The following is a 9,056-nucleotide window of genomic DNA, read 5'->3' on the forward strand; positions in this document are numbered from 1 at the left end:
TCGTGTCAAAAAGGTCAAAGTGTCATTGACCTTTTTAGATTTTGCAATAATGGCCGTGCGCCTCTTTCCGGATAAATTCACGGGCACCCTCCCGCAGGAAACGCTTGACGGTAGATTCCGAGAGGCCAATCCGCTTGCCGATACCTACCGCTTCGGAGGTGGTAAACGAGGAAGGCAGGAGGGAAAGCAGTTCGGTGTGCCGCAGGTCCAGCATCCCGACTTCCATTTCCGGCGCTATACGGCTCTCCATGGCACGGAAATATTCCGTCAGCCGGATGGCACGGTCGGCGCTTTCTTCGTCAATCTCGTTCATGTCGGCTTCTCCACAGATGCCACGCATGACTTGAATGACCAGACAGAAGCGGATGAGGTAGGTTTCCAGTTTGCCGCAGAGGGCTTTCTCCGCCTCGCTTTCTGACTCCACATAGATACGGCTGTTCACCTCATTCTTCCACCTGATCAAACACTGTTTGGCTGCCTGCGAAAAGAAAAGTTCAAGGGAATTTGTCTTCCCCTCCTGTCCTGCCGGAGGCTGAACGGCATCCGCCTGGCGGATGATGCGTTCCCATTCATCCAGGACTTCTTCCGGCATGGAAGCCTCGTTCCAGGATGGCATGGTTGCTATATCCGGATAGACTTTCAGGAAACGAGAGGAAAAGCCGTTCTGCGAGCGTTTCCCGCCAAACAGCGAGGAGAGCATGCCGGGTTGGGTGGAGCCGATAATGGAGCAGTAAGGATTGGGCAGGAAGATGTACTCGTTGTTCGACTTGCGGGTGTATTTGAAGGGAGTACCACTGAACAGGCTGAGAAAATAGCTTTCGTCCGAACCGCTGTAGCGGTTGAAGTTGGAGAGCAGGCTGTCTATTTCGTCATTGTAGATGAGTACGCCCCGGGGATTGTCGCGCAAAGCAGACACAAGAGCCTCGATGGTGGAGTTGACCACCACGTGACACTTGCGCTGTGGCATTTCCATTTCTTCGGGCAACGACTGCTGCTTGCGCTGTTTGGCAGTCAGTTTCTCCCATTTGCGGTACTGCCTGATTTCCTGTGCATAGATACGATCTGAAGCTTCGTCCAGTTTGAGCAGCGGGGCTACCGCCTGACGCAGCGGAGGTGTCTTGCCGCAGCTGGGCGGGCCAACCAGTACCACATAGAGAATGGGACGGCTGACCCATCCGGTCATGAAACGGGCTGACCAGGTATTGCCCATGGCGGCTGCAAATGCAGTGAAAAAAGAAACAGCCGTAAAGTCCACCTGATAGTGCTCATACTTCTGCAGGGATTCCACGATATGCCTTACGGACGCAGGAAATATACCCAGAGGGAAAAGAATGGGATTCTCCATAAGCTCATAGGATTTGGTTGCGTTGTCCAAGTGCCTTGCGCACTTCATACTCGGGATAAAGCACCTTGTTGCCGGTCTTGACAGGTTTGAGGATGCCTTTCCTGTCCCAATGCCACAGGGTGGCATCACATACACCGAACAGTTCCTTTACTTCTGCCTTGGATAGCATGCGCTCCTTACGGGCAGCTTCCACCATCGAGCCGAGTTCATCCTTGGCACGGCGGATTAGTTCATCGGAAAATGCCTTGAGGTCTGCAGCATCCATTTCCACTCTCACATGGGCTTTACCCTCACTGAGGATGTTGAATAAATCTTCCATACATACTGGTTTCCGTCCGGGTTCTGACGGCTTCTGCGGACGGATTGAAAACAGAAGCGCCATCGTTCCAACACAGAACGATGGCGCAAAAGTAACTGGCAATCAGCCGAATTTAAAAGAAATAAGAGTTCGTTCAGTTCGCTGACCCGAAAACGAACTGAACGAATTGAAAAGAATTGATTTCAGTCGGCTGTTTCAGTGGAAAGGAGCAGTACTTCGGTCTTGATGATGTCGATGGCAAAGCGATGCTCGGGTTCATCCTTGCCGTATTGCTTCCGGTTGGGAGAAAGGTTCTTCAGGTAATTGACGCTTTTCTGTACCTGGCGGTGTCCTACGATTGAATGTTGTGGGTAGGCTGCCTTCAAGGATGCAACAAAGTCGGTCACGGCCACCTTGGAGCTGATTTCCGCCGTTTCTGCCAGTGCGAAATACAGATGGGCTATATCCATGCCGCTACGGCCATAGCCCAGCCATGCTCCGATACGCTTTACCCGGTTCTCATCCTGCGAGGCAAGCATGTGCTGGAAACTTTCTGCCGTAAAGGTTTCTCTTCCTTCCGCTTCCCGGCATCTGCGGTGCAGTTCGACCCGCTGAAAGAACTTTCCCCAGAACAGTTTGAACAGGCTGGAGAGCATCTCCCTGTATGTGCGTTTGTCCTGTGCCACGACTGCCTTATCCAGTTCGTCGGCCACCTGTTCCGGAGCTGACTCTCCGTACTTCACCCAGGCTGCCATGGCCATGTGGTCCTCATTCTTTTCCCTCAAGTAGTTTTCTGCAAAGTCTGACAATGTCAGGTGTTCCAACAAGGAGGAAACATCAAACCGCCCGGTGGTAACCATCCGTTCCACCTCCTGCTGGAAATCCGGAGAGAGCCGGAAAGCATCCTCACCCAATTTCAGTACGCCTCCTATTCCTTCCGTTTTCATTTTGGCTGCAAACTGGGCATATTCCTGCGGATGGGCTTCCATCCACTCCTTTACCGTGTCCGCTCCTTTGGCCGGAGCTTCTTCTTTTCTTTTCATGGCAAATCTTTTTTAGGGTTGAAAAAGGCAAAGATAAGTGCCTTGCCTGTCAAAAAAGAAATGCACAACATAAATCTGCTGAACAGATGTCATTTTCCCTATCTGTTGTTCTGGTTGATAAGGTTTACAATCACTTTCAGCATGGTGTCCTTTTCCTCAGTACGGCTTTCCGCTATCATCAGGGTGAGCGCCACCAGGGTATTGTCTGCTATGCGCTTGGTGCCGTCTTCATTGTAAAGGATGCAATTGCCATTGAGAAACCACAGGAACAGCGTGGCAGCGATACGTTTGTTGCCATCGCTGAAGGAGTGGTTCTTGGTGACAAGGTAAAGCAGCATGGCTGCCTTCTCTTCAACCGAGGGATAAAGGTCCTCGCCTCCGAAGGTCTGGTATATCTGCCCGATGGAGCTTTTGAACGAGTCGTCTTTCTCGTTGCCGAAAAGCGGGCTGCCTCCGAACTTCTCATGAAGCTGGCGAATCACCTCCATGGCATTTTCGTAAGTGGCATGAAAGGCTGCCCGGGGTGTGGTCTTTTCTATCGTCAACTCCTGATAGTCGTAACGATCGAGCGTATCGAGTGCATAAGTATAATCCACCACGACATTGAGCAGCGAACGGCTATCCTCGGTCAACTTCTCCTGATTCTGGATAGTACGTCCCAGCACCTTGACCAACTGGCTGAGTTCATCGAACTTCTGACTGGCTATGCGCTCATTGATGGCATAACCTTGAAGCAGGTATTGCTTCAATATTTTGTTTGCCCAAATGCGGAATTGGGTACCTCGTTTTGACTTGACGCGATAACCCACAGAAATGATTACATCCAAATTATAAAGGGTGGTTTCTGTACGCTGGGTAAACCCTTCTCTACGACCATAATCCTTGGTATGTGCAAATTTTGCACATACCAAGCTTTCTTCAAGTTCTCCCTCCTTGAATATATTATTGATATGACGTCCGATGACTGTTCTGTCCTTCTGAAACAACTCCGCCATTTGCGCTTGAGATAGCCAAACGGTTTCATCTTGAAACTTAACATCTATACAGGTCTCACCATCTGTAGTTTGGTATATAACGATGCTATCTGTTTGGTTCAAATTATCCATAATATATGATTTTCAATTTGTTGTATTTATAATCTTATTTAAAACACATCAGCTTTCGCACCATTGGCAATAGCATCAATCTCATCCGCAATCTCATCGGAAGAGAGCTTGATGTAATCCATGAAAGTCTTCTGCGTCTTATGTCCGCTTACGTGCATCATCTGCAAGATGGTGTATTTGTGCGTCAGATACATATTGGTGATACCGCTACGACGGGCTGTATGCGTAGTGACACAGTTGTAACGGGGCATCATCACTTCTCCCTTAGTGTTCCTCTCCACATTAATTTTTCCATCTGCTTCCTGCTTCCGCTGCTTCATGGTCAACTTGGTATGAACCTTTGCAGTCAAAGAGGGAACCGTTTCAGACAATTCCTTTAGGATTTCCTTGATATAACGGTTGAGAATGACATCAACCACAGAAGGCAGGTTATAATTGTACTTTTCACAGATAGCCTGCAAGTTCGGATTCATAATGGGAATCTTTACTTCCGTATGAGTTTTTTGTTGCACAAGCCGGATAATAGGTGTCCCTTTGGCCGTAGTTGTAAAACTGTCAGGGGAAATGTTGCTGTAGTCACTTACTCGCTGACAGGTATAACAGCCCACCAGAAAGACATCACGTACCTGTTCCTGGAGTCCGGTCAGTGGCATTTCATACAAGGCTTGCAACTCGTCTGAAGTCAGATAAATCTCGGCAGCCTTGTCTTTTTCCTCAATTTTCTTTTTTGAAAAGCACTGGGTCGCACGGTCGTTGTCATGTATGCCATCCGTATAAGCATAACCGATAAGTGCTCGAAGGGTCACCAGATATTTATTCTGTGCAGTAACCATATAACCTTCCTTCTCCATGAATGCTAAAAACTTGGCGACAAATTCCCGATTCACCATCCCCCATGTATATTGATGCTTTTTATCAAAGCAACCATATAGCCTCATGAAACTGTGCCAAGCCTTTACAGTCCCGGAAGAATACCTGTCGTTCCCATTCAAGCGCTTACCTGACTTGATTTCAGCACAAAAATCTGAAAGATAATTCCATATCTTGGCTTTCTCTGCCGCAATACCTGCCTGAATAAGCCGCTCCTGTTCTTGCCGGATACGTTCCTCCTCTTGCCTCGCATGTTGTTCCGCTTCCTCCTGAGCACGTATGATTTCATACCTTTCCGGATCGGAAATGGCCAATATTTCCGATTTGACGTGCTGTCTATCAAATTTGGGAGCTGACATCTCACGTTCCAGCATCACTTCAATCCGTCCTAACTTATCATGCAGTTTCGGGTTTTGCTTACGATGCCGTGCCAATGAATCTTCATCTGCTACAGCAGCCTTCCATTCCGGCACCCCTACCTGAATACGTGTAGTAAACTGCACATCAATCCTTCTGTTTGGGTCCTGTACTCTTACAAAAAGAGTAGCCTTTTCTTTATGCTCATCCTTTTTGAGGAAATAAAATCTGGAAAGTGTTTTTGCCATAACCCAATCGTTTTTAGTGGATAATATTACACTTACAAAGATACAAAATTTCCCTATAGTTACCTATAAAGTTACCTATAAAAATCACATTTAATTCAAGTGATGTATATTTACCATAATTTAAAATGATTGATAATCAGCTATTTCACGATTATTCTACTTTAATCAAGTTGATTGCAATTTAACCTTAATAGTACTGGTGGCACCACTTTGAAGAAAAGCAAAATACAGTAAAGAGGTTGTGTCAAAACTCTGACACAGCCTTTTTTTATGCGCAAAACCCAGACTTTCTCAAGCCCGGGCTTTGTTATTACCCAAAGTATTCGTATCTTTAGGCATAAAGTTTTTCGTTATGGCAAAGTTACATTTTCGTCCTTACATACCCAACCAAACCGTTCTTTTTCCACAAAGAATTGATGAAAACATAGCTGCGAACGACCCGGTCCGCATCGTGAATGCAGTTATTGACAATCTCAATCTTGAGAGTTTCAAGAAGCTTTATAAGGAAACGGGCCGTTGTCCTTATCATCCTAAAATGATGCTTAAGGTGATAATCTACGCCTATATGAATAATATCCACTCTTGCCGTAAAATAGAGAAGCACCTCCTTCGTGACATTCATTATATTTGGCTTGCCGGTAATGAGCATCCGGATTTTATCACGATCAACCGTTTTCGTAACCGTGTAAAGGAGGAAATAAATAATGTATTTACCCAGTTGGTTCTTGTCCTTTCCGATAAAGGTTTCATCAGCCTTGATGTGGAGTATATCGACGGGACAAAGATTGAATCCAAAGCCAACAAATATACTTTTGTCTGGCGCAAGAGAGTCGAACGGAACCGTACGAGACTAATGGATAAAATCCGTATTCTCTTGGAGCAGGTGGATGAAGCCATTGCACAGGAGAACTCTATAAAAGACACATCCCTGGAGTTTACTCCCTGCAGGCTCTCTGATATAGTGGATGAACTTAAAGAAGCCCTGGAACGCCAACCTGCAACAAAGGATAAGGAAGAAAAGGAAGCCCTGCGCGAAAAGAAGAAGCAGGCCAGGGAACTTGAAGGGTATCGTGACAAGCTGATAGAATACGACAATCACCTTGATACCCTTGGAGAACGTAACTCCTATTCCAAGACCGATCCTGGTGCCACATTCATGCGCATGAAAGAAGATGCCATGAAGAACGGGCAGACCAAACCCGGATATAATCTGCAAATAGGTACTGAAAACCAATTCATCACGGACTTCCGTCTGTTTCCCAACCCTACCGATACACTGACCCTCATACCTTTTTTCCACTCTTTCCAGTACCGCTATAACCGTTTACCGAATATCTGTGTGGCAGACTCCGGTTACGGTTCGGAAGAAAATTACCGGTTCATGCAGGAGAATGGGATAGAAGCCTTCATCAAGTACAATTACTTCCATAAAGAACAGCGTCCCCGTTATACTCCCAACCCGTTCCATGCCGAAAGTCTCCATTACAATGAGGGGGAGGATTATTACGTTTGTCCTATGGGACAGCACATGAACCGTATAGGAACCAAACGTGACAAGACAGCGAGCGGATACATCACCGAAAGTGCCCGGTATAAAGCAAAAAGATGCGAAGGTTGCCCTTTGCGTGGCAGTTGTTTTAAAGCCCGGGGGAACCGTATTATAGAAGTCAACCACCGATTAAATCAATACAAACGGCAGGCACGGGAAAGGTTGCTCTCAGAAGAAGGTATCAAGCGTAGAGGCAGGAGGTGTATAGAACCGGCGGCTGTGTTTGGACAAATGAAATACAACATGGCATACAGAAGATTCCGGCATGTGGGAAAAGACAAGGTTACAATGGACTTTGCTTTCTTTCCCATAGCCTTTAATATCAAAAAAATGTGTGCTAAACTGATAAAAGAAGGAAAGGGAATCATTACTGTTGCCAAATATATGTTTATGGGACTATTTATAACACGAGATAATTGGAATATAGCAACTTGTTGCCAAATGCATGAGGAAAAAGCAGCATAGCCAAAAGAAAATATAGCAGAACTTAAAATATAAAAGAGGTCGTGCCAACGTTTTGACACAACCTCTTTTTGTTTTTCCCAAGCACGCAAAAAACGGCAAAATATTACCGTTCGAGGTGGAGCAAAAGGTGAAGATAAAAGGTGGAGCGAAAATCTCCACCAATTTAGAGTTTTTATCACTGATTTGCAATGCTTTGCATATCAAGAAAACGCGGATGGTTTCCTACTTTTGTCCAACGAAAAACTGTAGGAAAAATGAAAAGAAACTCGTTCAATGTGCTTTTCTTCATCAAATGGAAAATCCACGCAATTTTGACCCTTTTTGGCAAAATAGTATTGCCCACTTGGCTCACCTATTGTTATAGATTTTTTGTGTAGATTTGAGTACCCTATTCCTAGTGTAACTGGGGAGATAATAAAATCTAGACAAATGGATAAACGAATCAAAAACATTTTAAGATGTTATGCGGCCGGTATGGGAATCAAGGAAACGGCGTCCACGTTTCATACTTCCCGTAATACAGTCCGCAAGTATGTCCGCTTGTTCCTTTCAAGCGGCAAAAGCATCGAACAGTTTCTTTCCCTGCCCGATGGGCAGTTGGATGAGCTGTTCGGCTGCACAGTGTCCCGGCATCGGGAGCCTTCATCCAAAAGGATTGAATTGGAGGCCTTGCTTCCCGGATATGTATCCCGCCTGTCACGCAAAGGTATGAGTGTCCGAAAGCTGTTCAAGGAGTACCATACCGAATATCCGGACAGCTATCAGTTGTCTTCCTTCAAACGGATTATCCTCGAATACAGGTTTCACATTAAGGTTGTCGGTCACGTCGAGCACTATGCCGCAGACCGGATGTATATTGACTTTGCCGGTGACAGGCTTGAAGTCGTTGATGAAATGACGGGCGAGACGAAGAAAGCCGAGGTATTTGTCGCCCCCCTTCCGTTCAGCCATTATACCTAGCAAGGCAAGGAAGACCTGATAAAGGCATGTGAGAATGCAATTCAATATTTTGAAGGCGTTCCTGCGGCTATCGTCCCCGACAATCTGAAGGCTGCCGTCACACGAAGCGACCGCAAACGAGCCTGTCATCAATGATGATTTCGCCGCTTTTGCCGAATAATACGGCTGTGCGGTCTATCCCACCGTGCACGTCACCCCAAGGACAAGGCTTTGGTAGAAAATGCCGTAAAGCTCCTCTACCGTTCCATTTACCTTGACATAGAGGGAATGACATTCTCCAACCTGGAGGAACTCAATACCGCCATCCGTATCTCCCTGCTTGATTTCAATGAAAAGGTAATGGCCGTACGAGAGATGTCACACAAGGAAATGTTCTTCCAGGGAGAGAAGGACATCTTCGACCGCTTCCCTTGAAACGTTACGTGGTGAAAGAGAGGAAACTGATGACCGTTGGGAAGAACTCTTACGTCTCGTTGTTCAAGCACCATTACAGCGTTCCAAAGGAGTATGTAGGCAGGCGCATGACGATTCTCTCTATGATGCCGACACTGTGGAAATATACTGTGGCATGGACCTTGTCGCCACCCACGACCGCCGTGACATCCCTTACGCTTATTCCTGGAAAAAGGAACACAACCTGCCGGGACACTATGGCCCCTATGACAAGGACCTGGAGGAACTCTTCCGGCGTGCCTCGGAAATAGACAACATCGTATTGAACTATCTACGGGAAGTGGAGCGTGCCATGCAATATCCGCCCAAAGCATTCTGGCCATGCCGTGGCTTCCCCGACTCCATTGACCCACAAAAATGTA

At 46.5% G+C, this 9,056-nt stretch carries 6 protein-coding genes and 1 pseudogene (1 of these 7 only partly in view); 2 read left to right on the forward strand and 5 right to left on the reverse strand.

The window, feature by feature from the left end; all coding sequences use genetic code 11:
• Nucleotides 1-34: 34 nt before the first annotated feature.
• From E0E47_RS08630 to E0E47_RS08650, 5 genes are all read right to left on the reverse strand, one after another.
• Nucleotides 35-1,345, reverse strand: a complete 1,311-nt coding sequence (locus tag E0E47_RS08630; RefSeq protein WP_172604681.1) for a DUF3987 domain-containing protein — start codon at nucleotides 1,343-1,345, stop codon at nucleotides 35-37.
• A gap of 4 nt (nucleotides 1,346-1,349) precedes the next feature.
• Complete coding sequence (locus tag E0E47_RS08635; protein WP_022125067.1) at nucleotides 1,350-1,664, reverse strand: helix-turn-helix domain-containing protein; 315 nt, start codon at nucleotides 1,662-1,664, stop codon at nucleotides 1,350-1,352.
• A gap of 182 nt (nucleotides 1,665-1,846) precedes the next feature.
• Nucleotides 1,847-2,686 (reverse strand): DUF6043 family protein, encoded by an 840-nt coding sequence (locus E0E47_RS08640; protein WP_130893470.1) that lies wholly within the window; start codon nucleotides 2,684-2,686, stop codon nucleotides 1,847-1,849.
• Between the two features lie 98 nt (nucleotides 2,687-2,784).
• Nucleotides 2,785-3,792, reverse strand: coding sequence for a virulence RhuM family protein/type II toxin-antitoxin system death-on-curing family toxin (locus E0E47_RS08645; protein WP_130893471.1), 1,008 nt, complete (start codon nucleotides 3,790-3,792; stop codon nucleotides 2,785-2,787).
• A gap of 38 nt (nucleotides 3,793-3,830) precedes the next feature.
• On the reverse strand, nucleotides 3,831-5,267 hold the full coding sequence (locus E0E47_RS08650) for a phage integrase SAM-like domain-containing protein (protein ID WP_130893472.1): 1,437 nt from the start codon (nucleotides 5,265-5,267) through the stop codon (nucleotides 3,831-3,833).
• Nucleotides 5,268-5,619: 352 nt separating this feature from the next.
• Between E0E47_RS08650 and E0E47_RS08655 the strand changes: the two genes are divergently transcribed.
• Entirely contained in the window at nucleotides 5,620-7,281 is a 1,662-nt protein-coding gene (locus E0E47_RS08655; RefSeq protein ID WP_130893473.1) for an IS1182 family transposase, read from the forward strand.
• Between the two features lie 429 nt (nucleotides 7,282-7,710).
• Nucleotides 7,711-9,056 (forward strand): annotated as a pseudogene (gene istA, locus E0E47_RS17315) (IS21 family transposase) (it continues 36 nt past the right edge of the window).

Source organism: Paraprevotella xylaniphila YIT 11841, from assembly GCF_900683745.1.
Lineage (GTDB): Bacteria > Bacteroidota > Bacteroidia > Bacteroidales > Bacteroidaceae > Paraprevotella > Paraprevotella xylaniphila.